General features: G+C 75.2%; 19 protein-coding genes. 9 read left to right on the top strand and 10 right to left on the bottom strand.

Annotated elements, in window-relative coordinates; all coding sequences use genetic code 11:
• Positions 1 to 156: 156 nt before the first annotated feature.
• From ispG to ABFX46_RS38085, 4 genes are all read right to left on the bottom strand, one after another.
• Complete coding sequence (gene ispG, locus ABFX46_RS38100) at positions 157 to 1,347, bottom strand: flavodoxin-dependent (E)-4-hydroxy-3-methylbut-2-enyl-diphosphate synthase (RefSeq protein ID WP_424923483.1); 1,191 nt, start codon at positions 1,345 to 1,347, stop codon at positions 157 to 159.
• Between the two features lie 115 nt (positions 1,348 to 1,462).
• Positions 1,463 to 2,662 (bottom strand): M50 family metallopeptidase, encoded by a 1,200-nt coding sequence (locus ABFX46_RS38095; protein WP_346048862.1) that lies wholly within the window; start codon positions 2,660 to 2,662, stop codon positions 1,463 to 1,465.
• Between the two features lie 36 nt (positions 2,663 to 2,698).
• Entirely contained in the window at positions 2,699 to 3,946 is a 1,248-nt protein-coding gene (dxr, locus tag ABFX46_RS38090) for a 1-deoxy-D-xylulose-5-phosphate reductoisomerase (RefSeq protein ID WP_428831359.1), read from the bottom strand.
• Positions 3,947 to 4,029: 83 nt separating this feature from the next.
• Complete coding sequence (locus ABFX46_RS38085; protein ID WP_346048860.1) at positions 4,030 to 5,079, bottom strand: sensor histidine kinase; 1,050 nt, start codon at positions 5,077 to 5,079, stop codon at positions 4,030 to 4,032.
• 292 nt (positions 5,080 to 5,371) lie between these two features.
• Here ABFX46_RS38085 and ABFX46_RS38080 point away from each other — a divergent pair, with 292 nt between their 5' ends.
• Positions 5,372 to 5,758 (top strand): hypothetical protein, encoded by a 387-nt coding sequence (locus ABFX46_RS38080; protein WP_346048918.1) that lies wholly within the window; start codon positions 5,372 to 5,374, stop codon positions 5,756 to 5,758.
• Between the two features lie 22 nt (positions 5,759 to 5,780).
• Here the strand turns inward: ABFX46_RS38080 and ABFX46_RS38075 are convergent, their stop codons facing one another.
• From ABFX46_RS38075 to ABFX46_RS38060, 4 genes are all read right to left on the bottom strand, one after another.
• Entirely contained in the window at positions 5,781 to 7,034 is a 1,254-nt protein-coding gene (locus ABFX46_RS38075; protein WP_346048859.1) for an ABC transporter substrate-binding protein, read from the bottom strand.
• A gap of 483 nt (positions 7,035 to 7,517) precedes the next feature.
• Entirely contained in the window at positions 7,518 to 7,886 is a 369-nt protein-coding gene (locus tag ABFX46_RS38070) for a hypothetical protein (RefSeq protein WP_346048858.1), read from the bottom strand.
• Positions 7,887 to 8,135: 249 nt separating this feature from the next.
• Positions 8,136 to 9,635: a CoA-acylating methylmalonate-semialdehyde dehydrogenase gene (locus ABFX46_RS38065; protein ID WP_346048857.1), complete on the bottom strand. Its 1,500-nt coding sequence runs from the start codon at positions 9,633 to 9,635 to the stop codon at positions 8,136 to 8,138.
• Positions 9,632 to 10,936 (bottom strand): aspartate aminotransferase family protein, encoded by a 1,305-nt coding sequence (locus ABFX46_RS38060; RefSeq protein WP_346048856.1) that lies wholly within the window; start codon positions 10,934 to 10,936, stop codon positions 9,632 to 9,634. The genes ABFX46_RS38065 and ABFX46_RS38060 overlap by 4 nt, the downstream gene beginning before the upstream one ends.
• A 114-nt stretch (positions 10,937 to 11,050) precedes the next feature.
• Between ABFX46_RS38060 and ABFX46_RS38055 the strand changes: the two genes are divergently transcribed.
• Together ABFX46_RS38055 and ABFX46_RS38050 are read left to right on the top strand one after the other, a co-directional pair.
• Complete coding sequence (locus ABFX46_RS38055) at positions 11,051 to 12,667, top strand: PucR family transcriptional regulator (RefSeq protein ID WP_346048855.1); 1,617 nt, start codon at positions 11,051 to 11,053, stop codon at positions 12,665 to 12,667.
• Positions 12,668 to 12,731: 64 nt separating this feature from the next.
• Positions 12,732 to 13,526, top strand: coding sequence for an alpha/beta fold hydrolase (locus ABFX46_RS38050; RefSeq protein WP_346048854.1), 795 nt, complete (start codon positions 12,732 to 12,734; stop codon positions 13,524 to 13,526).
• Here the strand turns inward: ABFX46_RS38050 and ABFX46_RS38045 are convergent.
• Positions 13,501 to 14,496: a hypothetical protein gene (locus tag ABFX46_RS38045; RefSeq protein ID WP_346048853.1), complete on the bottom strand. Its 996-nt coding sequence runs from the start codon at positions 14,494 to 14,496 to the stop codon at positions 13,501 to 13,503. The two genes, ABFX46_RS38050 and ABFX46_RS38045, sit on opposite strands and share 26 nt — an antisense overlap.
• Before the next feature lie 118 nt (positions 14,497 to 14,614).
• Here ABFX46_RS38045 and ABFX46_RS38040 point away from each other — a divergent pair, with 118 nt between their 5' ends.
• Positions 14,615 to 15,745, top strand: a complete 1,131-nt coding sequence (locus ABFX46_RS38040) for a carboxylate-amine ligase (protein WP_346048852.1) — start codon at positions 14,615 to 14,617, stop codon at positions 15,743 to 15,745.
• Between the two features lie 339 nt (positions 15,746 to 16,084).
• Here the strand turns inward: ABFX46_RS38040 and ABFX46_RS38035 are convergent, their stop codons facing one another.
• Positions 16,085 to 16,585, bottom strand: a complete 501-nt coding sequence (locus ABFX46_RS38035; RefSeq protein WP_346048851.1) for a helix-turn-helix transcriptional regulator — start codon at positions 16,583 to 16,585, stop codon at positions 16,085 to 16,087.
• A 217-nt stretch (positions 16,586 to 16,802) separates the two neighbouring features.
• Between ABFX46_RS38035 and ABFX46_RS38030 the strand changes: the two genes are divergently transcribed.
• The 5 genes from ABFX46_RS38030 (at position 16,803) to ABFX46_RS38010 (ending at position 23,971) form a co-directional block, all read left to right on the top strand.
• Positions 16,803 to 18,020 carry a hypothetical protein gene (locus tag ABFX46_RS38030; RefSeq protein WP_346048850.1) on the top strand — a complete coding sequence of 406 codons (1,218 nt, stop codon included), beginning with the start codon at positions 16,803 to 16,805 and terminating at the stop codon, positions 18,018 to 18,020.
• A gap of 434 nt (positions 18,021 to 18,454) precedes the next feature.
• Positions 18,455 to 20,470, top strand: coding sequence for a serine/threonine-protein kinase (locus ABFX46_RS38025; protein WP_428831360.1), 2,016 nt, complete (start codon positions 18,455 to 18,457; stop codon positions 20,468 to 20,470).
• Positions 20,467 to 21,780: a protein phosphatase 2C domain-containing protein gene (locus ABFX46_RS38020; protein ID WP_346048848.1), complete on the top strand. Its 1,314-nt coding sequence runs from the start codon at positions 20,467 to 20,469 to the stop codon at positions 21,778 to 21,780. Before ABFX46_RS38025 ends, ABFX46_RS38020 begins: the two co-directional genes overlap by 4 nt.
• Entirely contained in the window at positions 21,777 to 23,114 is a 1,338-nt protein-coding gene (locus ABFX46_RS38015; protein WP_346048847.1) for a VWA domain-containing protein, read from the top strand. The genes ABFX46_RS38020 and ABFX46_RS38015 overlap by 4 nt, the downstream gene beginning before the upstream one ends.
• Positions 23,115 to 23,116: 2 nt before the next feature.
• Positions 23,117 to 23,971, top strand: a complete 855-nt coding sequence (locus ABFX46_RS38010; protein ID WP_346048846.1) for an FHA domain-containing protein — start codon at positions 23,117 to 23,119, stop codon at positions 23,969 to 23,971.
• Positions 23,972 to 24,082: the final 111 nt, after the last annotated feature.

The following is a 24,082-nucleotide window of genomic DNA, read 5'->3' as shown; positions in this document are numbered from 1 at the left end:
GGCCCGGTGCAAGAGGATGCCGAATCGTGACAAGATCAACGGAACTTCGTGACCACCTGCGGCGTTCCGGACGCGGAGGGCCGCGCGCGCTCTTCCGCGCACGCGAAAGGGCCCCGGGTTCGCACCCGGGGCCCCTCGCGGTCCGCTATCGCCAGGTCAGCCGACCACGACCTCGGCGCCCGGCCCGGTGACCGAGCCGTCCTCGCCGATCTCGATGCCCATCTCCTCGCCGATGCGCATGGCCTCCTCGATGAGGGTCTCCACGATCTGCGCCTCGGGGACGGTCTTGACGACCTTGCCCTTGACGAAGATCTGGCCCTTGCCGTTGCCGGAGGCGACCCCGAGGTCGGCCTCGCGGGCCTCGCCCGGCCCGTTCACGACGCAGCCCATCACGGCGACCCGCAGCGGGACGGGGAAGTCCTTCAGACCGGCGGTGACCTGCTCGGCCAGCGTGTAGACGTCCACCTGGGCGCGGCCGCAGGACGGGCACGACACGATCTCCAGGCCGCGCTTGCGCAGCCCGAGGGACTCCAGGATCGCGATGCCGACCTTGACCTCCTCGACCGGGGGCGCCGACAGCGACACCCGGATCGTGTCGCCGATGCCCTCGGCCAGCAGCGCGCCGAACGCCACCGCCGACTTGATCGTGCCCTGGAACGCCGGACCCGCCTCGGTCACGCCCAGGTGCAGGGGGTACTCGCAGGCGGCGGCGAGCCGCCGGTAGGCGTCGATCATCACGACCGGGTCGTTGTGCTTGACCGAGATCTTGATGTCGCGGAAGCCGTGCTCCTCGAACAGCGAGCACTCCCACAGCGCCGACTCCACCAGCGCCTCGGGGGTGGCCTTGCCGTACTTCTCCAGCAGCCGCTTGTCCAGCGAGCCGGCGTTCACGCCGATCCGGATCGGCACGCCCGCGTCCGTGGCGGCGCGCGCGATCTCGCCGACCTTGTCGTCGAACTTCTTGATGTTGCCGGGGTTCACCCGGACGGCCGCGCAGCCCGCGTCGATCGCCGCGAACACGTACTTGGGCTGGAAGTGGATGTCGGCGATGACGGGGATCGGCGACTTGCGCGCGATCGCCGGCAGCGCGTCGGCGTCGTCCTGCGAGGGCACGGCGACCCGGACGATCTGGCACCCGGACGCGGTCAGCTCCGCGATCTGCTGCAGCGTGGCGTTCACGTCGGCGGTGAGGGTGGTGGTCATGGACTGCACCGACACCGGCGCGTCGCCCCCGACCGGAACGTTCCCGACCATGATCTGCCGGGACTTGCGGCGGGGCGTGCTCGTACCCTGCGCCCCCTGCCCGTCTTCGCCGCGGACATTAGGCATTCCCAGTGAAACGCTCATCCCTCTCCTCTTACTTGCGGCCCCGTACAAAGCCTAAGCGCCCGCAGCGGCTGACTCGACGGCACCCGGTACCGAACAGTGTGACCATCTGGTGACACACCGTAAACATCCGGTGTCACTTCGGCAGCTGGAGTGGATTGAACACGTCGGCGAGGATCAGCAGCACGCCGAACCCCACCAGCAGCAGGACCGCCAGATAGGTCAGGGGAAGCAGCTTGGTCATGTCGACCGTGCCCGGGTCCGGCCGCCCCCGGATCCGGTTGACGCCCGCGCGCGCCCGCTCGTAGGCGACGACGGCGAGGTGCCCGCCGTCCAGCGGGAGCAGCGGCAGGACGTTCAGCGCGCCGAGGAAGATGTTCACCGACACGACCAGCGACAGGAACAGGGCGATCTTGTCGCGGGCGGTGTCGTCGGAGGAGAAGATCTGCCCGGACACCTCGGTCGCGCCGACGACGCTGCCGACCTGGCCGCCGGGCGTGCTCTCCCGCTCGGGCGAGAACAGCTTCGGGATCGCGGTGGGCAGGTCCGCGGCGACCGTGCCGATGCCCTGGACCGTCCGGCCGATGCCGCCGCCGGCGAACCGCACCGCGTCCACCGGCCCGGTCCGGTCGTAGGCGGCGCCGACGATCTTCGCCGAGACGCCGACGAACGGCTCGCCGCCGACGTCCGCGAGCGTGATCGGCAGCGTCTCCGGCCGGCCGGTGCCGGGCCGCCGCACCACCACCGCGACCGTCTGCCCCGGCTTCGTCCCGCCGATCGCCGCGGTGAGGTCCTGCCAGTCCGAGACCGGCGTGCCGTTGAAGGCGACGATGCGGTCGCCCGCCCTCAGCCCGGCCCGCGCCGCCGGCGAGGGCGGGCGGCCGCCGCCGCACCCGTCCTGCATCGTCGCGGGCACGCACGGGGAGACCTCGTCGACGGTGCTGGTCACCGTGCCCGGCCTCGGCACTCCGATGGTCATCGCCATCGCGAACAGCAGCACGAACGCGAACGCGAAGTTGGCGACGACGCCGGCCCCGATGACGATCGCGCGGCGGCCCGCCGGCTGCCGGTAGAAGGCGCGGTCCCGGTCGGCCTCGTCGATCTCCTCCAGCGGCGTGTAGCCGACGATCTTGACGAAGCCGCCGAGCGGGATCGCCTTCACGCCGTACTCGGTCTCGCCCCGGCGGGTCGACCACAGGGTCGGCCCGAAGCCGACGAAGTACTGGGTCGCCTTCATCCCGAACCGCTTGGCGGTGAGCAGGTGCCCGCCCTCGTGCAGCATCACCGACGCCAGCAGCGCGACGACGAACGCCACCGCGCCGAGCAAGAAGGCCATCGGGGTCCCCTCGGTTCGTTCCCGGGGGTTCCCGGGTCAGCCGGTTCCGGTCAGTTCCCTGCTCCTGGCCCGCGCCCACCCGTCGGCCGCGAGGACGTCGTCCAGCGACAGCTCCCCGGGGGTGCCCGAGCCGTGCTCCTCCACTACCCGCGCGACGGTGTCGACTATCCCGAGGAACGGGAGCCGTCCCGCGCGGAACGCGTCCACACATTCCTCGTTCGCGGCGTTGTAAACGGCCGGCACCGTCCCGCCCAGCTCACCGGCGCGGCGGGCGAGCGCCACCGCGGGGAACGCCTCGTCGTCGAGCGGGAACAGCTCCCACGTGTGGGCCCGCGTCCAGTCGATGCCGGGCGCGGCGTCCGGGACGCGGTCGGGCCAGTCGATGCCGAGCGCGATCGGCAGCCGCATGTCGGGCGGGCTCACCTGCGCGAGCGTCGCGCCGTCGGTGAACTCGACCATCGAGTGGACGACCGACTGCGGGTGGACCATCACCTCGATCCGGTCCATCGGGACGTCGAACAGCAGGTGCGCCTCGATGACCTCCAGCCCCTTGTTGACCAGGGTCGCGGAGTTGATGGTGACGACGGGGCCCATGGTCCAGGTCGGGTGGTTCAGCGCCTGCTCGGGGGTCACCTCGCCCAGCTCGGCGCGGCTCCGGCCGCGGAACGGGCCGCCGCTCGCGGTCAGCACGAGCCGCCGAACCTCGCCGGCGGTCCCGCCGCGCAGGCACTGGGCGAGCGCCGAGTGCTCGGAGTCGACCGGGACGATCTGCCCGGGCCGCGCCCGCTCCTTGACCAGCGGGCCGCCCATGATGAGCGACTCCTTGTTGGCGAGGGCGAGCGTCCGGCCGGCGTCCAGCGCGGCCAGCGTCGAGGCGAGGCCGAGCGCGCCGGTCACCCCGTTCAGGACGACGTCGCACTGCCAGCCGGCGACCTCGGCGACCGCGTCCGGACCCGCGACGATCTTCGGGATGGCGAAGTCGCCGGCGGCGTAGCCGCGCCGCTTGGCCTCGGCGTAGAACGCCAGCTGCAGGTCCTGCGCGGCGGACGCCCTGGCCACCGCGACGACCTCGGGGCCGAACTCCAGCGCCTGCGCGGCCAGCAGGTCCACCCGCCCGCCGCCGGCCGCGAGCCCGGCCACGCGGAACCTGCCGGGGTTGCGGCGGATCACGTCCATCGCCTGGGTGCCGATCGAACCGGTGGAGCCGAGGACGACCACCTCGCGGGCGGCCGTGTTCGCGCTGTCGGTGCTTGAGGGAGACATCACCGCTCCATTGTCCGGCATCCCGCCGCCCGGGTCCGCCGCACCGCGTCCGGAGGCGGTCGGCGGGCGAGCGGTCGGCGGGCGAGCGGTCGGCGGGCGAGGGGTCAGCGGGCGAGCGGGAGGCGGAGGACGAGGCGGGCGCCGTAGGCGCCGTTGGCGACGTACAGGGTCCCGCCGTGGGCGATGGCGATCTGCCGCGCGATCGGCAGGCCGAGGCCGCTGCCGCCCTTGTCCCGGCTGCGGGCGGCGTCGAGCCGGGCGAACCGCTCGAAGACCCGGTCGCGGTCGTCCGGCCGGATGCCGGGGCCGTCGTCGTGCACCTCGACGACGGCCTCCTCCCCCACGGCGCGGGCGTGGACCTCGATGTGCGCGACGGCGTAGCGCTCGGCGTTGGAGAGCAGGTTGAACAGGACGCGGGACAGGCGCGACCGGTTGCCGATGACCACGACCCCCCGCTCCGCCTTGACCGTCACCGGGACGGGGGAGCTCCGTCCGGCGACCTCGGACTCCACCAGCTCCCCGAGGTCCACGCGGCGGCGCTCCGGCAGGTCCCCGGAGTCGAGGCGGGCGAGGACGAACAGGTCCTCGACGATCCGGTGCAGGCGCTCGACGTCCTCCAGCGCGTGCCGCAGGTTGTCGGCGAGGTCGCCGTCGTCGGGGTCGTCGAGGGCCAGTTCGATGCGGGTCCGCAGGCCGGCGAGCGGGGTGCGCAGCTCGTGCGAGGCGTCGGCGATGAAGGCACGACGCTGCGCGGCCGAGGTCTCCAGCCGGCCGAGCAGCAGGTTGACCCGGCCGGCGAGCCGCTCCACGTCGTCGCCGGTGGCCGGGACGCCGACGCGGGCGCCCGGTTCGGTGGCGTCGGCGACGTCGATCAGGTCCGCCCTGAGCCGCCGCACGGGCCGCAGTGCCCGCGTCACCGCGTGCCGGAGGCGCCACCAGGCGAGCGCGGAGACCGCGGCGGCGAGCACCGCCATGACCGCCACGAGCACGCCGGTGGCGGCATCGGCGTACACGTGCAGCAGGACGGCCGCGACGGCCACCGCGGTGATCAGCAGGGAGCCGAGAGCGGTGGCCTCCTTCAGCGTCACGCGCGCCCGTACCGTGCGGAGCCTGTGCGGCCGGATGTGCGAGAGAACGCCCTTCCGTGCCGACATGTCTCCTTTGTACGCACATCGGCTCCAAACAACGGCAAAGCCCCCGAACGGTGGTCGCATAGCCCTGGTCTGCATATGCCCGGCCTATACGCCCGGTCCGTACGCCCGGTCCGTACGCGCGGCCCGGGGCGCCGCCGCGGCGGCCGCGCGCGGGCGCATAGTCCGTCCCTCCGCCGGCGCGGCACCGACACGGGAGGCTTTGCCGCCCTTTTCACGTTCGGTAACGGTGCCAACACCCTGCCGCGCCTATAAAGGAGTCACGTGAAGGCGACTCCCGCCAGGGGGATGGAACATGGGCCAGACAGGCGAGCCGACGGTCGACCCGGACGGGCTGACCGAAGCCCAGCTTCTGGGCGACGCCTGCGTCGTCTGCCGCAAGAAGTGGCCCCGGCCGCGCGTCCGCGTCGGCCGCCTGCCGGACTCGTCCGGGGTGTTCGCGTGCGACGAATGCGCACCCGCCCCGCCGGCACCCCGCCCGCGGCGGGGACCTGGGGAGCCGCGCACGGACGCCGGACGGCCGGGCGGGGAGCCGGCGCCGGCGAAGGCGGCGGGCCTCGCGTCCGTCGTCGTGGAGGTCTCTCCAGGGAGAAGGGTGACCCGGGCGTTCGGGGGGAAGCCCGGGACCACCCGGCAGGCGCGCCCGGCTGGGGGCGGCCGGGCGCGCCGGAGAGACCTCTAGGCCCCGCGGGCCGCCGTCCCGCTCAGGGCTTGGCCTGCGGCTTCCTCACCGACTGCGGGTGCGTCGCCTCGATCCAGACGCGCGTCCACTCGGTGTAGTCGGTGCAGTCGTCGCCGTCCGAGCCGCCGCCGCACTCCTTCGCGGGCGCGTGCGCGAAAATGATCTTGTCCAGGTGGCCGCGGTCGCCGACGTGGTAGGCGGCGCAGAAGCCGGACCTCAGCCGGTCGCCCGAGCACGCCTGCGGGTTGGCGGGCGCCACCCCGGTCCACTCGGCGACCTGCTGCTGGACGTCCGGCGACGCCGTCCACTGCAGCCACTGGTACATGCAGTTCGGATGCTGGGCGCGGGCGCCGATCATCCACGCGTCCATCCAGCCGGTCGCGCCCTCGGCCGGGACGACGCCGCGGACGGACCGGCCCGCGCGGCTCAGCACGTCGACCTGGTAGGGCCACGCCTGGCCCAGCACGGCGCGGCCGCCCGCGAAGGCGCTGATCGCGTCGGCGGGAAGGTCCCAGTACTCCCCGACGTGCGGGCGCTGCTTCGCCAGCACCCGCCCGGCGGCGGCGAGCTGCTTCGGCGTCAGCGAGTACGGGTCGCGGATCTTGAGCTTGCGCTCCCGGCCCTTGAGGTAGAGCGCGGCCTCGGCGATCGCGAGCGGGCTGTCGCGCATCACGATCCTGCCGGAGTAGCGGCGGGCCTGGGCGGGATCGAAGATCGCGGCCCAGCCGGTGGGCGGCGGCACGGTCCGCGTGTCGTACATGAGCAGGTTCGAGCCCCACACGTAGGGGATGCCGTAGTGCTTGCCGTCCCGCTCCAGCAGCCCGCGCAGCTTCGGTTCGAGCTTCTTGTACCCGTCGACGAGGTCGGTGTTGACGGGGACGACCTGGTTCTCGGCGATGAGCCGGCCGGCCACCTCGGGGGGCGCGGCGACGCCGTCGTAGCGGCGGTCCGGGTCGCGCATGAGGCCGGCCATCTCCTCGGGCGTCCGCGCGACCTTCAGCCCGACCTTGCAGCCGGTGCGCTCCTGGAACGGGGTGACCCAGTCGACGCGCGGGTCGGTGCCGCCGCTCTCGATGGAGCCGGGCAGCGCGACGAGGTTGAGCATCCCCTCGCCGGGGCCGAGGGTGGTCGCGACCTTGGCGACGCCGACCGGCTCGCCGCCGTCCTCGCCGCTGCAGCCGGCGAGGACCCCCGCGGCGAGCGTCGCGGCCGCCAGCAGGGCGCCCGCCGCCCTGGCGCGCGTCGTGGTGACCCGTGCCGTGGCCGTCCGCCGCATGTCGCTCCCGATCCGTGCCCCGGGCCCTCCCCCTCGCGAACGGGCCCATCGGCGCAGCGTAGCGCGTCCGGCCCGGCGGGACGGCGGGTACCCGCGGCGAGCGGGCGCCGGCGGCCGGCCCGCACCGCCATTCCGACGGCTCCGGCGGGCCGCCGCGATTCGATCGCCGGTTTTCCGGCGCCTTCTCCTACGGCGGAGCGTGCGGCGGCGGGCAATTACCGAAGATCGCGACCGGGAAGCCCGCGCGCCGCGTTTCCAGAAGGTAAGAATTACCTGACCATTGCCGCACCATTATGTGCGCCTTTTCGGACGGCCCCGGGCGGCGAATCACGGATGAGGAGACCGCCGGGGCCCCGGGGGACGGCGGGTGCTGGCGTCCGCGCCATACACGGAGGTTGCCGGAGAGGGATATGGCGCGGGCTGCCGTCCGTCCCGGGGCCGCGGCGGCACCGGCGGGCGTGGCGAGGGGTGGGGAACAGCGGATCACCGTGCGGTGCTGCCCGGCCACGCGATCACCGGTGCCCGGCCGAACGGCGACGGTGTGACGCCCTCGATACGGCGGAGGTTCGAGGGACGCCGCACGTCCGGCCGGGTGTCGCGGGACGGCCGCGGGCGGCCGTGGTCCAGGGGGGCCGGCCGCGGTGCCGGCGGCCGCCTCGGTGCGGCCTGCTTGACCACCTCGATCCGTGCGATCAGCCGCTGCGGGGTGTCGGCCTCCAGGAAGTCGCCGACGTCGCGGCCGGCCGGCGGCAGCGCCCACCAGTGGCGGGTGCACAGGCCGAACCAAATGGTCCAGCCCGGAAATCGCCTTCCCAGTGCGTCCGCCTCCGCGGCGTGGTCGCCTGCGGTCATGGCGCGGCTCCCTTGACTACCGACTCTGACTTTTCAATTTCGCCTCAATTAATTGAGACAGTCAGATTGTGTCGCCGGACACAGAGCGCGTCAATGGGTGTTGGCATTATTCGCACCGCGGCGGCGGACAAAAATCAACGAAGAAATTCGGCGGACGTGGGAAATTCCCAAACCCGCGCCCCCGCGACCTGCGCGTGCGTACGGCCGGTGCCCGCGGGGGTCACCGGCCGTACGCGATGCGAACGCTCGTCAGCCGCTCGTGGGGAAGCCCAGGTTCACACCGCCGTGACTGGGATCTAGCCATCGCGACGTGACGGCCTTGGTCCGGGTGTAGAAGTGGACGCCCTCCATGCCGTGCGCGTGGCTGTCGCCGAACAGCGAGTCCTTCCAGCCGCCGAACGAGTAGTACGCCATCGGCACCGGGATCGGCACGTTCACGCCGACCATGCCGACCTCCACCTCGTTCTGGAAGCGGCGCGCCGCCCCGCCGTCGTTGGTGAAGATCGCCGTGCCGTTGCCGTACGGGTTGGCGGCGATCAGCTCCATGGCCGCCTCGTACGAGCCGGCCCGCACGACCGACAGCACCGGGCCGAAGATCTCGTCCTTGTAGGCGTCCATCTCGGGGGTGACGTGGTCGAGGACCGTCGGGCCGAGCCAGAACCCGCCGCCGGCGCCGCCGAGCACGTCGGGGTCGCGCCCGTCGATCGCAAGGGTGGCTCCCTGCGCGACGCCGGAGTCCAGGTAGGAGGCCACCTTGTCGCGGTGCGCGCCGGTGACGAGCGGGCCCATCTCCGATTCCGGGTGATCCCCCGGTCCGACCTTGAGCCTCCCGACCCGCTCGCGGATCCTGGCCATCAGCTCGTCCCCGACCGGGTCCACGGCGACGATGACGGAGATCGCCATGCACCGCTCCCCCGCCGAGCCGAACCCGGCCGAGACGGCGGCGTCGGCGGCGAGGTCGAGGTCGGCGTCCGGCAGCACCAGCATGTGGTTCTTCGCGCCGCCGAGCGCCTGCACGCGCTTGCCGTTCGCCGCGGCCGCCGCGTAGATGGACCGGGCGATCGGCGTGGAGCCGACGAAGCTGACGGCCTTGACGTCGGGGTGGTGCAGCAGCCCGTCCACGGCGGCCTTGTCGCCGTGCAGGACGTTGAACACCCCGTCCGGCAGGCCGGCCTCGGCCCACAGCTCCGCCAGCCGGACCGACGCCGACGGGTCCTTCTCCGACGGCTTGAGGACGAACGTGTTCCCGCACGCGATCGCCACCGGGAACATCCACATCGGCACCATCGCCGGGAAGTTGAACGGGGTGATCCCCGCCGCGACGCCGAGCGGCTGCAGGATCGAGTAGGCGTCCACGCGGGTGGACACGTTCTCCGAGAACCCGCCCTTGAGCAAGTGCGGGATGCCGCAGGCGAACTCGACGACCTCCAGGCCGCGGGCGACCTCGCCGGCCGCGTCCGAGACCACCTTGCCGTGCTCGGACGAGATCAGCCGGGCGATCTCGTCGCGGTGCGCGCTCACGAGCTCGCGGAACCGGAACAGCACCCTCGTGCGCTGGGAGAGCGAGGCGTCCCGCCAGCCGGGGAACGCGGCCTTGGCGGCGGCGACGGCCGCGTCGACCTCCTCCCGCCCGGCGAAGTCGACCGTCCCGGCGACGCGGCCCGACGCGGGCTCGTAGACGTCGCCGCGCCGCGCGGACTCCCCGGCGAACGGCTTGCCGCCGATCCAGTGCGTGACGCGCGTGGTCATGCGGCTTCCCCGTTCACGGTCTCGAGCGATGCGATCAGGATGCCGAGGCCCTCGGCGGCCTCGGCGTCGGTCAGGGTCATCGGCGGCGCCATGCGCACCACGTTGCCGTACAGGCCGCCCTTGCCGATCAGCAGGCCCCGCTCGCGGGCGGCCTCCATCAGCGCGGCGGCGAGCGGCGGGCTCGGCTCGCCGGTGCGCGGGTCGGCCAGCTCGATCGCGAACATCAGGCCCTTGCCCCGGACGTCCGACACGACCGGCAGCCGTCCGGCGGCCCGGCGCAGCCCCTCGATGATCGTCGCGCCCTGCTTCGCCGCGTTGGCCTGCAGGTCGTGGTCGAGGACGTAGTCGAGCGTCGCGTTCGCCGCGGCCATGGAGACCGGGTTGCCGCCGAACGTGGAGATGCCGAGCGCGGGCAGCGCGTCCATGAGGTCGCCGCGCGCGACGACGCCGCCGACCGCGAAGCCGTTCCCGAGGCCCTTGGCGAACGTCATCATGTCCGGGGTCACGCCGTGGTTCCCGATGCCCCAGAAGTTCTCGCCCGTCCGCCCCCACCCGGTCTGGACCTCGTCGGAGATGAACAGGATGCCGAACTCGTCCAGGACGCTCTTGTAGGCGGCGAACAGGCCGTCCGGCGGCATCGTGAAGCCGCCGACGCCCTGGATCGGCTCGGCGACGAGCGCGGCGACGTCCCCGCCGGTCGCGGTGGCGAGCACGTGCCGCAGATCGGCGACGCACGCGTCGATGTACCGCTCGTCGGACATGCCGGCGAACTGCGGGAGGTGCCGGTCGGCGCCGTGCAGGAAGTGGACGTCCAGCGGCGAGAACGACAGGTTCCGCCAGGCCCGGTTGCCGGTGACGCCCGCCGCAGCGAACGACCGGCCGTGGTAGCTCTGCCGCATCGCGAGGACCTGGTCGCTGCGCCGCGCGTACGCGGCGAGCAGCAGCGCCGTCTCGTTCGCCTCCGTCCCGGAGTTGGCGAAGAAGACCTTCGCGTCCGGGATGCCGGACAGCCGGGCGATCTTCTCGGCCAGCTCGACCTGGCCGCGCAGCAGGTAGGCGGTGGAGGTGTGCACGACGCCGGTGGCGAGCTGCCGCTCCACCGCGTCCCGCACCTCGGGGACGTCGTAGCCCAGCATGTTCGTGAGGATGCCGGTGAAGAAGTCGAGGTAGCCGTTCCCCTCGGCGTCGGTCACGCGGGCGCCCTTGCCGCCGACGATCTCGATGGGGTCCGAATAGTTGAGCGCCATCCAGGACGGCATGACCGCCCTGTGGCGCCGGAGCAGGTTCGCGTGTTCCGCCATGGCCCAAGTCTCGGCGGTGACGACGTCCCAGGCCAGCCGCAGAGTGTCACGACCGGGCGCTTCCCGTTGACGGTCTGCTCGGGGGCGGAACCGCCCGGATATCATCGCGGCGAGATGCTGCCCACTGTCGACGACGTCCTCCAGCTCGACGCGGTCCGCCGCGGCCAGCCGCGCGTCGTCGCGGGCGCGGACCGCACCGGCAACCGCGTCCGCTGGGTGCACGTCGCCGAGGTCACCGACATCGCGCACCTGCTGCACGGCGGCGAGCTGGTGCTGACGACGGGGATCGCGCTGCCGGACGAGCCGGAGCGGCTGCGCGCCTACATCGCCGACCTCGCCGAGGTGGGGGTCAGCGGCCTGATGATCGAGCTGGGCCGGCGCTACGCCAGCGTGCTGCCGCCCGCGCTGGTGTCCGCCGCCGAGGACCACGGCCTCCCGGTGGTCGTCCTCGCGCACGAGCCCGCGTTCGTGGACATCACCGAGGCCGTGCACGCCAGGATCGTCCGCGAGCAGTTCGCCGAGCTGCGCGCCTCCGAGCGGCTGCACGAGATCTTCACCCAGCTGTCGGTCGAGGGCGCCTCCACCGACGAGGTCGTCCGGCAGGTCGCCGCGCTCGGCGGGCACCCGGTCGTGCTGGAGAACCTCGCCCACCAGGTCCTCGCCGCCGACGCGGCCGGCGCCGACCCGGCGGAGCTGCTGTCGGCGTGGGAGACCCGGTCGCGGGCGGTGCGGCCGGGCCGCCGCACCGGCTACGACCCGGTGTCGGGCTGGCTGGTGACGATGGTCGGCGCGCGCGGCGAGGACTGGGGCCGCCTCATCGTCGACCTCGGGTCGCCGCCGTCGCCGCGCGAGACCGTGCTCATCGAGCGGGCCGCGACCACCCTCGCGCTCGGCCGGCTGCTGGACCGGCACGCCGAGAGCGTCGAGCGGCAGGCGCACGGGACGATCATCGCCCGCATCCTCGCGCACGCCTACTCCGACCCGCAGGAGGCCGCGGCCCGCGCCCGCGCGCTCGGCGTGCCGCTGTCCGGCCGGCGGCTGCTCGGGGTGGTGCTGCGGCACCGCGGCCCCGGCTCGCCCGCGCCGCCGGTCGGGGAGCTGTCCGCGCTCGCCGAGACCGCCGCCGCGGCCTGCCGGGACGCCCGCCTCGCCGCGCTCGTCGGCGTCCTGGACGAGGGCGGCCCGCACGCCCGCGTCGGGGTCCTCGCCTCGCTGCCGGCCCGCGCGGACGCCGAGACCGCGCTCACCGAGGTCGCCACCCGCGTCCGCAAGCGGTCCGGTGACACGGTGATGGCGGCCGGGTCGGTGGTGGAGACGATCCAGGACGTCCGGCGCTCGTTCCTGGAGGCCGAGCAGGTCGCCGACGTCGCCGCCCGCGGCTCCGGCGCCCGGCTGTTCTACCGGCTCCCCGACCTGCGGCTGCGCGGCCTGCTGCACCTGCTCCGCGACGACGCCCGCGTCCAGACGTTCGTCGAGCGGGAGCTCGGGCCGCTGCTGGAGTACGACGCGCAGCGCGGCAGCGACCTCACCCGCATCCTGGAGCTCTACCTAGAGGCGGGCCGGAACAAGGCGGTCGCCGCGCAGCAGGCGCACCTGTCCCGCCCGGCCTTCTACGAGCGGCTGCGCCGCATCGAGCGGGTCCTCGACGCCGATCTCGACGACGTGGAGTCCTGTGTGTCGTTCCATGTCGCCCTGCTGGCGCTGAGCTCCGTCCGGTGGGAGCGCCCCTGACCGGTCCGGACTCTGGCCGGTGAAGGACGTCCGGCGCGGGCCGCACCCGCATACGCTTCACTCCATGACGGACGCGGCGTTGCATGTGCATCGATATGGAGACCCGGCGGGCGAACCCGTCGTCCTGCTGCACGGGGTGACGGGGCACGGGGCGCGGTGGCGGCGGACGGCGGAGGGGTACCTGGCGGACCGCGCCGTCCTGGCGCCCGACCTGCGCGGGCACGGGCGGTCGCCGCACGAGCCGCCGTGGACGGTCGAGCGGCACGTGGCGGACGTCCTGGCCCTGCTGGACGCGGAGGGCGTCGAGCGGGCCGACCTCGTCGGGCACTCCTACGGCGGGATGATCGCGCTGCATCTGGCGCGGACGGCGCCGCGGCGGGTGCGGCGGCTCCTGCTGCTCGACCCGGCGACCGGGCTCGCCCCGGCGGACGCGGTGCGGGAGGCCCGCGGCTACCTGGTCCCGGTGTCGTTCGCGGACGCCGCCGAGGCCCGCGCGTACCGGGCGGCGCGCTGGTCGGACGCGCCGGCCGGCGCCGTGGACGAGGAGGTCGCCGAGCACCTCGAACCGTCCCCGGACGGGCGCCTGCGGTGGCGGTTCGAGCCGGCGGCGGTGGTGACCGCCTACTCGGAGATGGCCCGCCCGCACCTGACGCCGCCGGCGGACGTGCCCACCCACCTGGTGATCGCGGCGCGGGCCGACCTCGTCCGGCCCGAGTTCGTGGTGGACTGCCGCGCGGCGCTCGGCCCCGGCCTCGTGATCAGCGAGATCGAGGCCGGGCACATGCTCTACGTCGACCGCCTGGAGGAGACGGGGACGCTGATCGCCGGCTGGCTCAGCGGAGCAGACGCCGGCCGGTGACCGCCGGCAGCGTCAGCGGGGTGTGCAGGCCCGGCGGGGCCTCGGCCACCGCCGCGACGGCGTTGGCCGCGCGGTGCGCGCCGGTGCGGCCGCCGGCGAGGTCCATCCGCACGGGCGGTTCCCCGGCGATCTCGACGCGGTGGCCGTCCTCGGCGCCGAACGGCGGGGCCGGCCAGTGCGGGGCGAGGTCGGCGCGCGCCCGCACCACCCGGTCCACGGTGATCACCGGCCGGCCGCGCAGGACGCCCGACACCTGGAACCGCAGGCCCGCCAGGGCGCCCTTCGCGATCCGGCCGGCCGGGCCGTCGACCTCCTCGGGGGCCGCGCACACCTCGTGGGTCTCGGTGAGACCGTCCAGCGGGACGGCCAGGTGCCGGGCGAGGAGCCGGACGACCGGCCCCCAGCGCCGCGCCGGCGCGCCGGGCCGCACGACCGGCGGGCGGCGGCCGATGGGCGCGCCGAGCCCGAACCGCGCGGCGGCCTCCGGGCCCACGCGGCGGAACTCGGTGATCCTGATCGCCTCGACGCGCCCGCATCCCCCGCTCAGCAGCGCAGGGAGCACGTCCCCCGCCGGCCCGGTGCCGAGCGTGAGGCAGGCGGCCCCGCCCGTCGCGCAGGCCGCGCGGAGCCGCCGGACCACGGCCGGGTCGGCGGACGGCGGGTCCAGCAGCGCCGCCGGGCCCGTCGAGACGACCCCGGCGCCCGCCTCCAGCGCACGGCACAGGTCGTCGATCGAGCCGCCGGTGTGGCAGACGACGCGGGGCCGCCTCGCCAGCATCCCGGCGGGGTCGCCGCCCGCGAGAACCCCCAGCGGGCGCCCGGTTCCGGCCAGTTCGGCGGCGTCCACGCCCTCCTCGCGAGGGGAGCCGGTCACGACGCCGGCGAGTTCGAGGTCCGGATGCCCGATGAGGGCCCGGAGCGTCCGCCCGTCGACGGCGCCGGCGGCCCAGTGGCCGACGAGATAGGACATACCACCAGCTTTCGACCGAGTGCCGGGTCACCTGCCGGCGCAGTGTAGGCACGGGGCCCCGACCAGGACGATCCCCTTCCGCGACGTACATCGGTGCACTCGCGGGAAGGAGACCCTGGTGAGTGTTCACACGGGGCCGCGCACGTTCGGGGTGGAGGAGGAGCTGCTCCTCGTCGACCCGGCGAGCGGTGCGCCGCAGGCCGTCTCCGGTTCCGTCATCCGCTACGCGCGGCGCCACGACGAACTGTTCCTGACCGGCGGCCGGCGGTCGAGATCGCTGGAGACCGAGCTGCAGCGCGAGCAGCTCGAGACCGCGACGCCGGTCTGCCGGACGCTCGGGGAGCTGTCCGACCACGTCCGGACGGCGCGGCTGGCGGCGGCGAAGTCGGCGGCCGGGGTGGGCGCCGCCGTCGCCGCCCTCGCCACCTCGCCGGTGAGCGTCCGCCCGTCGCTGACCCCGTCGCACCGCTACCTGCGGATGGCGGACGCCTACGGGCCCGCCGCCGACGAGCAGCTCACCTGCGGCTGCCACGTGCACGTCGGCATCGACTCGCCGGACGAGGGCGTCGCCGTCCTGGACCGGATCCGGCCGTGGCTGCCGCCGCTGCTGGCCCTCAGCGGGAACTCGCCGTTCTGGCAGGGCGCCGACACCGGCTACGACAGCTGGCGGCACCAGGTGTGGAGCCGCTGGCCGTCCAGCGGCCCCACCGAGCTGTTCGGCTCCGCCGCGCGCTACCGGTCGACGATCGACGCGCTGCTCGCGACGGGCGCGCTGGTCGACGAGGGCATGATCTACTTCGACGCCCGGCTGTCCCGGCACTACCCGACGGTGGAGATCCGGGTGCCGGACGTATGCCTGGACGCCGACGACGCCGTGCTGATGGCGGCGTTCGTCCGGGCCCTGGTCGACACCGCCGCCGAGGCGTGGCACGCCGGCGCGCCGCCCGACCCGGTGCGGGCCGACCTGATGCGGCTGGCGATGTGGCGGGCGGGCCGCTCCGGCCTGCGCGGCGACCTCGTCCACCCGCGCACCTGCCGCGCCGCCCCCGCCGCCGCGGTCGTCGGGGCACTGCTCGACCACCTCACCCCCGCGCTCGACCGCGCCGGCGACCTGGAGCCCGCCACCCGCCTCCTCCACGACCTGCTGGAACGCGGCAACGGCGCCCGGCACCAGCGCGGCGTCCACGCCCGCACCCGCGACATCGCGGCCGTCGTCGCGGACGCGGTCGACCGCACCGCGGCCGTCTGATCGGGCAGTATCGCCCCATGCTGGACGACGCCGCCGCATCTCCATACGCGGCAACCACACGATCGAGCTGCCCTACCACTACATGGGAGCCGACGACCGAGCAGGCCCGAACTACACGGGCCAACCGGCCGTCGACTCCTTCTACACCCCGGCTTGAACCCCGGCCACCGGACCACGGGTCGGGCGGCCGGAGGGCGCTCTAGCGCCCGGAGGTCGCCCGACCCGCCGAGCCGGGCGACCGCAGCGACACGCCACGAACCCGCACGGTCACAACAACCCGCACCGTGGCGTGAGGATCGACCGGCTCGCAACGGGGGTTCCAGGGGGTCGCCCCCTGGGCTAACACAGCCCCCTGGGCTGGAAGGGCAGGTAGCGGTCGGTGCGGCGGGGGCGGGCGCGCAGGCCGGTGGACTCGACGGCGAGGATGCGGTCGAAGCGGAAGGCGCGGACGCCGCGCCGCATCCGGCACCAGCCGACGAGGTACCAGTGGTCGCGGTGGACGAGGCAGGTGACGGGCTCGACCTCGCGGATCGTGACGTTGGCGCCGGCGTCGCCGTAGCAGAGGCGGACGACGCGGTGCTCGGTGATGGCGGCGGCGACCACGCGGGCGCGGTCGGAGGTGGAGGCGTCCAGCGGGGCGGTGAGGGTGGCGAGGGTGGTGGTGACGACGTCGTCGTGGGGGGTGGCGTCGAGGAGGGCGTGCAGGGCGCGGCGCGCGGTCGCGGCCTGCGGGCCGGTGCCGAGGTGCGCGAGGGAGAGCGCGAGGGCGGCGATCTCGGCCGCGCTGAGCGGGGCCGGCGCGGTGGGCGCGGTCTGGGGGTGCGTCGCAACGTTCGCCATGGTTCGATCATACGTTCGAACACTGACATTTCCCACCCTTCGGGCACGGCCGGATCGCGTCGCGTGACGCACGGCGGGCCCGCCGGGCGGTGAAGATCGACCAGCGGTTGAGAAGGCGCCCGTGCATGGGGAAAACTGAGGCTCCAAAACGTGCTCTATTCGGGGGAATCGGGGGCGAACATGGGTCAACCGCGGACCGGCGTTGAGTGACGCGCGCGTGACCGGTCCCCCGATGAGCCGCGAGGAGGCCGACCGGGCGCTGGCACGGCTCCGCGACGAGCGGGAGCGCATCGCCGCCGCGCTCCTCGAACTGGAGGCCCACCAGGGGTACCAGCTGCTGGAGGGCGCGGCGCTGACCGGCGAGACGCTGCGCGTGCAGTCGGACGTCCGGTCGCGCATGGCGTCCCTGTGGACGCTCTTCGACCTGTACGGGCGCGCGGTCGACGCCGCCGGCGAGCTGCGGGCCCGCCATCCGAGGCCGGGGCAGGCGCAGCTCGCCGAGCTGGACCGGCTGCTCGCCGGGCCGTCGGTGGAGCTGCCGGTCCGGGAGGTCCCGCTGGAGCGGCGGACGCTGCTGGCCGTCCCGTCCGGCGAGCGGCTGACGCTGCGCGCGGCGGTCGACCGGATGACCCCGCTGTACGAGGAGGTCGCGCGGTCGGTCGCGGCGCTCGACGCGGTCTGGTCGACGCTGCTGTCCCGGCTCGCGGAGGTCGAGGCGGAGCGGCGCGCCGCCGAGGAGCTGCTGGCGTCCCTCGGCGGGACCGACCCGGACCTCGACCGGCTGCGCGCCGAGCTGGAGTCGGTCGCGGACGTCGTCCGCCGCGACCCCCTCGCGCTGGCGCGGGACGGCCGCGCCGACACCGCGCGGCTCGACGCGGTCCGCACCGGCCTCGCCGGGGTGCGCCGCGCGCTGGCGGAGGCGGAGCGGCTGCGCGACGGGTACGCCGACCGCATCCATGCGATCGCCGACATCGTGGAGCTGCTGCGCGAGACCGAGGCGGAGGCCCGCGCCGTCCGGGACGAGGTGCTCGCCAAGATCGCCTCCCCGGCGCTGCCCGACCTCCCCGACATGGCGGCCGGGCTCGCCGACCGGCTCGCCGCGCTCGGCGGCACGGCGCGCGGCGGCTGGCACGAGCTGGCCGAGCGGGTCGCCGGCCTCGAGCGCGCGGCCGCCGCGGCGCTGGAGCGGGCGCGCGAGACCGCGGGCGTGGTCCGCGGGCTGCTGGACCGCCGCGAGGAGCTGCGCGGCCGGCTGGAGGCCTACCGGGTGAAGGCCGCGCGGCTCGGCCACGCCGAGGACGCCGAACTGGCCCGGATGTACGAGCAGGCCCGCGAGCTCCTGTGGACCTCGCCCTGCGATCTGCGGAAGGCGACCGTGTCGCTGTCGGGATACCAGCGGGCCATCATGGCGCGGGCGGAGGGAGCGGAACGATGAGTCGGTGCACCGAGCCGGGCTGCGGCGGAACCGTCGACGGCGGCTACTGCGTCGTATGCGGCGTGGCGGCCTCTCCCGGAACCCCGGCCCCGCCGGCGCCGCCCGGCGGCTGCGCGCGGCCGGGCTGCGGCGGGACGATCTCCGACGGCTACTGCGACGTCTGCGGCAACCCGCCGGACGCCGCTACGCCGGGCGTGCCCGCCCCGCGGCCGGCGGCCGGGCCACCGCACGACGCGTGCGCCCAGGCGGGCTGCACGGGAACGATCATGGACGGCTACTGCGACGTGTGCGGCTCGCCGCCCGCCCGCACGGCCCGGGTGGCGACGGCGTCCACCGGCGGCGGCACGGGCGCCACCTCGGGCAGCACCCCGACCGGCAGCACCCGGACGGGCAGCACCCGCACCGGGTCGTCGCGCTCGTCCGGCCGCCGCGGCATGCTCGGCGCCGGGCTGGTCGAGGTGCCGCGCGTCCCGTACCGGGACCCCTCCAGCGCGGTGATGAGCGACCCGCAGGTCGCGGAGGCCAAGCGGTACTGCAGCAGCTGCGGCAGCCCCGTCGGCCGGGGGCGCGGCGACCGCCCCGGCCTGACCGAGGGCTTCTGCCCGAAGTGCGGCGCCCGGTTCTCCTTCACCCCGAAGCTCGCGCCCGGCGACCTCGTCGGCGGGCAGTACGGCGTGCTCGGCTGCCTCGCGCACGGCGGCCTCGGCTGGATCTATCTCGCCAAGGACCGCAACGTCAGCGACCGGTGGGTGGTGCTGAAGGGCCTGCTGGACAGCGGCGACGCCGACGCGATGGCCGCGGCGGCCGCCGAGCGCGCCTACCTCGCCGAGGTCGAGCACCCCAACATCGTCAAGATCTACAACTTCGTCCAGCACGACGGCGACGGCTACATCGTCATGGAGTACGTCGGCGGCGAGTCGGTGAAGGACATCCTGCTGCGCCAGCCGCAGCCGCCGGGCGAGCGGCACCTGCCGCTCGCGCAGGCCATCGCCTACGGCCTGGAGGCGCTGCGGGCGTTCGAGTACCTGCACGCGCAGGGCCTGCTGTACTGCGACTTCAAGCCGGACAACGTGATCCAGTCCGAGGAGCAGCTGCGGCTGATCGACCTCGGCGGGGTCCGCCGGCTGGACGACCCGGACGGCGCCATCTGGGGCACGGTCGGCTACCAGGCGCCCGAGATCGCCGACGACGGCCCCTCCATCTCCTCCGACCTGTACACGGTCGGCCGCGCGCTGGCCGTGCTGAGCTTCCCGTTCCGCGGCTACACCAGGACGTACGTCCACTCGCTGCCGCCGCGCGAGGACGTCCCGGTGTTCCAGCGGTTCGAGTCGTTCCACCGGTTCCTGCTGCGCGCGACGCACGCCGACCCGGCCGAGCGGTTCCAGGACGCGGCGGAGATGGCCGAGCAGCTCACCGGCGTGCTGCGGGAGGTGCTCGCCGCCGAGGACGGCGACCCGCGGCCCGCCCCGTCCGGGCTGTTCGGGCCGGAGCGGTTCACGACCCGGATGGCGGGCGGGGACGCGGACGAGCAGGCGCTGCCGCCCGTCCCCCCGGAGGTGGCCGCGGCGGCGCTGCCGGTGCCGCTGGTGGACGGGACCGACCCGGCCGCCGCGTTCGTGTCCGGGCTCGCGGCGCTGGAGCCCGCGCAGGTCGCGGAGGCGGCGGCGAACGCGCCCGCGCGCACCCCCGAGGTCCGGCTGGCGCTCGCCCGCGTCAAGATCGAGCTGGGCGCGGCGGACGAGGCCGGCGCGCTGCTCGACGAGCTGGACGCCGAACGCCCCGGCGACTGGCGGATCGGCTGGTACCGCGCGGTCGGGCTGCTCGCCCTCGGCCGGACCGCCGAGGCCGAGCCGCTGTTCGACCGCATGTACGGGCTGCTGCCCGGCGAGGCGGCGCCCAAGCTGGCCCTCGCCTACTGCCGGGAGCGGACGGCGCCGGCCGACGCGGTCCGCCTCTACGGGACGGTGTGGCGCACCGACCAGAGCTACCTCAACGCCGCGTTCGGCCTGGCCCGCGTGCATCTCGCGGCGGGCGACCGGGCGGCGGCGGTCGCCGCGCTCGACTCGGTGCCGCGGATCTCCATCCGGTACGTGCCCGCGCAGGTCGCGGCGGTGGCCACGGCGGTACGCGGCCGCCCGCCCGCCGAGCTGTCGGCGGCGGAACTGGTCGCCGCCGGGGACCGGCTCGGCGGCCTCGACCTGGACGCCGAGCGCCGCGACCGGCTCGCCGCCGAGGTGCTGGAGGCCGCGCTCGACTGGCTGCTCGCCGGGTCCGGCGCGGCCGGCCGCTCCCAGGGCGGGTCGCTGCTCGGCGCCCCGCTCACCGAGACCGCGCTGCGCCGCCTGCTGGAGGCGACGTACCGGGAGCTCGCGCGCCGCACCCGCGACCGGGACGAGTGCCGCCGCCTCGTCGACTCCGCCAACGCCGTACGCCCGAGGACGCTGCTGTGACCGATGACCAGACCGGAGCCGCCGCCGAGCGCGCGGCGGCCGACCACGCGAAGGCGGCGGAGCTGTCCTGCCCCTCCTGCGGCGAGATCGTCTACGCGGAGGAGGTCTTCTGCGAGAAGTGCGGGCACCGGCTCGCCGACGAACCGGAGCCCGCCGCCCCGGCGGGCCCGGAGCGGGCCGGGCCGGAGGGGGGCGCGGCGCGGGCGTGCACGAGCTGCGGCGGGCCGGCGATCGACGCCGACGGCTACTGCGAGAACTGCGGGCTGCGCCAGCCCGCCGAGCGCGACCACGTCGAGATCGAGCTGCCGGCCGCCGGCGCGAACGGCGCGGGCCCGGTGGTGGCGGCGGGCGCCAGCGACCGCGGCCGCCGCTACAGCCGCAACGAGGACGCGCTCGCCCTCGCCGCGCACGCCGCCGGGATCGCGGCCGTCGTGTCCGACGGCGTCGGCTCGTCCCAGCGCCCCGAGGACGCCTCCCGCACGGCCGCCGACACCGGCGCCGCCGAGCTGGTCGCCCGCCTCGACGCCGGCGAGGACCCCGAGGACGCCACCCGGCACGCGGCGCTGCGCGCGGCGGCTGCCGTCGCCGCGCTCGCCACCTCGCCGTCGGACGCGCCGTCCTGCACGTACGTGTCCGCGGTGACCCGCGGCCCGACCGTCACCGTCGGCTGGGTCGGCGACAGCCGCGCCTACTGGCTGTCCGCCGCCGGCGCGGCCGAGCCCGCCGGGGACACGGCATCGAACGGGACCGGCCCGGGCAGCAGCGACCTCGACGAGAGCGAGGTCGGCACCGGCGACATGGCCGAGCTCGGCCCGTCCCGCCGGCTCACCGAGGACGACTCGTGGGCGGCGTTCATGGTCGCCGAGGGCTCGCTGAGCGAGGCCGAGGCCGAGGCGCACCCGAACGCGCACGTCATCACCGCGTGGCTGGGCGTCGACGCCGGGGAGGTCCGCCCGCACGTCGCGACGTTCCGGCCCGCCGGGCCCGGCACGCTGCTGGTCTGCAGCGACGGCCTGTGGAACTACTTCCCGGCGGCCGGCGACCTGGCCGCCCTGCTGTCCGGCGCACCCGCCCCGGGCGGCGCGGACGGCGCGCCGGACCCCTCCCCCGACCCGGCGCCCGATCCGGCGGCCGACCCGCTCGGCGCGGCCAGGGCGCTCGTCCGCCACGCCCTGGACGCCGGCGGCCGCGACAACATCACCGTCGCCGTGATCCCGCTCCCGTCCCCCGCCGATTCCGCCGCACCCGCCGACAACCGGCTCCCCACCGCCCGCAGCAGCGACACCCCGAGCACGGAGCAGCCCCGATGAGCGAGCAGCCGCAGTTCACCGTCACGATCGACCAGAACCGGTACCTGCCCGAGGGCGGACGCGAGGTGCACGCCATCGTGTCCGTCGAGGCGGCCGCCGCGGACGGCGCGCCCGCCCCGTCCGCGGCCCGCGCGTCCGAGGTGATCATCATCGACACCTCGGGCTCGATGTCCTATCCGGAGGCGAAGCTGCGCGCGGCGGTCGCGGCGGCGCAGGTCGCGGTCGACACGCTGCGCGACGGCGTGGAGTTCGCGATCGTCTCCGGCTCCAACACCGCCTCCATGATCTTCCCCAAGCACGCCGGGCTGGTCGCCGCGACGCCGGAGACGCGGGGCGAGGCCAAGCAGGCGCTGGGCCGGCTGACGGCGTCCGGCGGCACCGCGATCGGGTCGTGGCTGCGGCTGGCGAACGAGCTGTTCGACACGGTGCCGGGCGGGATCCGGCACGCGATCCTGCTGACCGACGGCAAGAACCAGCACGAGACGCCCGAGGAGCTGGACGCCGCGCTGGCGGCGTGCGGCGGCCGGTTCGTGTGCGACTGCCGCGGCGTCGGCACCGACTGGGAGGTCGCCGAACTGCGCAAGGTCGCCTCCGCGATGCTCGGCAGCGTCGACATCGTCGCCGACCCGGCCGGGCTCGTCGCCGACTTCCGCGCGATGACCGAGGCGGCGATGGGCAAGTCCGTCGCCGACGTCGCGCTGCGGATCTGGACGCCGCAGACCGCGGCGCTCCGGTTCGTCAAGCAGGTCATGCCGGCGGTGGAGGACCTGACCGGCAAGCGCGTCGAGTCGGCGCCGCAGGCGGGCGACTACCCGCTCGGCGCGTGGGGCGCGGAGAGCCGCGACTACCACATCTGCGTCGAGATGACGCCCGGCCAGGTGGGCGGCAAGGAGATGCGCGCCGCGTGGGTGAAGCTGGTCGTGCCGGGCGGGCCGGGCGAGGAGGCGCAGGTCCTCGCGACCGGGAACGTGCTCGCGCAGTGGACGGACGACGAGGCGCAGTCCACGAAGATCAACGACCGGGTCGCGCACTACACCGGGCAGGCGGAGCTCGCGGCCGTCATCCAGGAGGGGCTGCAGGCCCGCCGGGACGGCGACCTCGACACCGCGACGGCCCGGCTCGGCCGCGCCGTGGTGCTCGCCGACGAGGCCGGCAACGACGCGATCACCGCGATGCTGCGCAAGGTCGTGGACGTCGTCGATCCGGTGACCGGCACCGTCCGGCTGAAGCGCGACGTCGACAAGGCGGCCGAGATGGAGATCGAGACCCGGTCGACCAAGACGGTCCGGACCCGGAAAGACGAGACCGTGACCACCCGGCGGGGCGAGGGCTGAGCATGGCGAGCTGCCCGAACGGACACGCCTCCCAGTCGGCGGACTACTGCGACGTCTGCGGCGAGCGCATCGGCGGCGCCACGGCCGGCGGCGCCACCGGAGCGCCGGCGCCGCCGCCCGCCCCGCACGCGCAGGCGCCCCCGCCCGGCGGGACGCCCTGCCCGGACTGCGGGACGCCCGGCGCCGACCGCTTCTGCGAGATGTGCGGCTACGACTTCGCGACCGGCGGGGGCCTGCCCACGCCGCGAACGGCCCCCGCCCAGCCGGCCCCGCCGGTTCCGGGGCCGCCCGTCCCCCCGGCGCCTCCCGCGCCCTCTCCGCTGCTCCGGGGGCCGTCCGAGCCGCCGCCCGCGCCGCACCCGCCCCTCGTCCCGGCCCCGACCCCGGCACCGACCCCGGCACCGACCCCGGCGCCGCCCGCCCCGCCCCCGCCCGCCACGGGTGCGGCGTGGACGGCGGTGGTGACGGCCGACCGCGAGTACTTCACCACGGTCATCGCCGAGGAGGGGCCCGACTCCGCGTCGCTGTCCTTCCCGCCGTACGCGCCCGAGCGGCGGATCCCGCTCACCGGGGCGCAGATCAGGATCGGCCGCCGCAGTTCGTCGCAGCCGTCCCCGCCCGAGATCGACCTGCGCGAGCCCCCCGAGGACCCCGGCGTGTCCCACGTCCACGCGGTGCTGCTGGCCAAGCCGGACGGCACCTGGACGCTGGTCGACCCCGGCTCCACCAACCGGACCTGCGTGAACGGGTCCACCGAGCCCATCCCCTACAACGTGGAGGTCCCCGTCGCCGACGGCGACCGCATCCACGTCGGCGCCTGGACCACCATCACGCTCACCCGAGGCGAGGCGACATGACGGCCGTTCAGCAGGCTCCTCCGGCGGGGCCGCCCGCCGGCGCCGCGCGGGCACCGCCGCCCCCGCAGCCCCCCTCCGCCGGCGGGCTTCGGCGGGGGCCGGACGCCCGGC

The sequence above is a fragment of the Actinomadura chokoriensis genome, assembly GCF_039529475.1.
Taxonomy (GTDB): domain Bacteria; phylum Actinomycetota; class Actinomycetes; order Streptosporangiales; family Streptosporangiaceae; genus Spirillospora; species Spirillospora bangladeshensis.
Note: the sequence above shows the minus strand (reverse complement) of the source record. Positions and strands in the feature narration are given on the sequence as shown.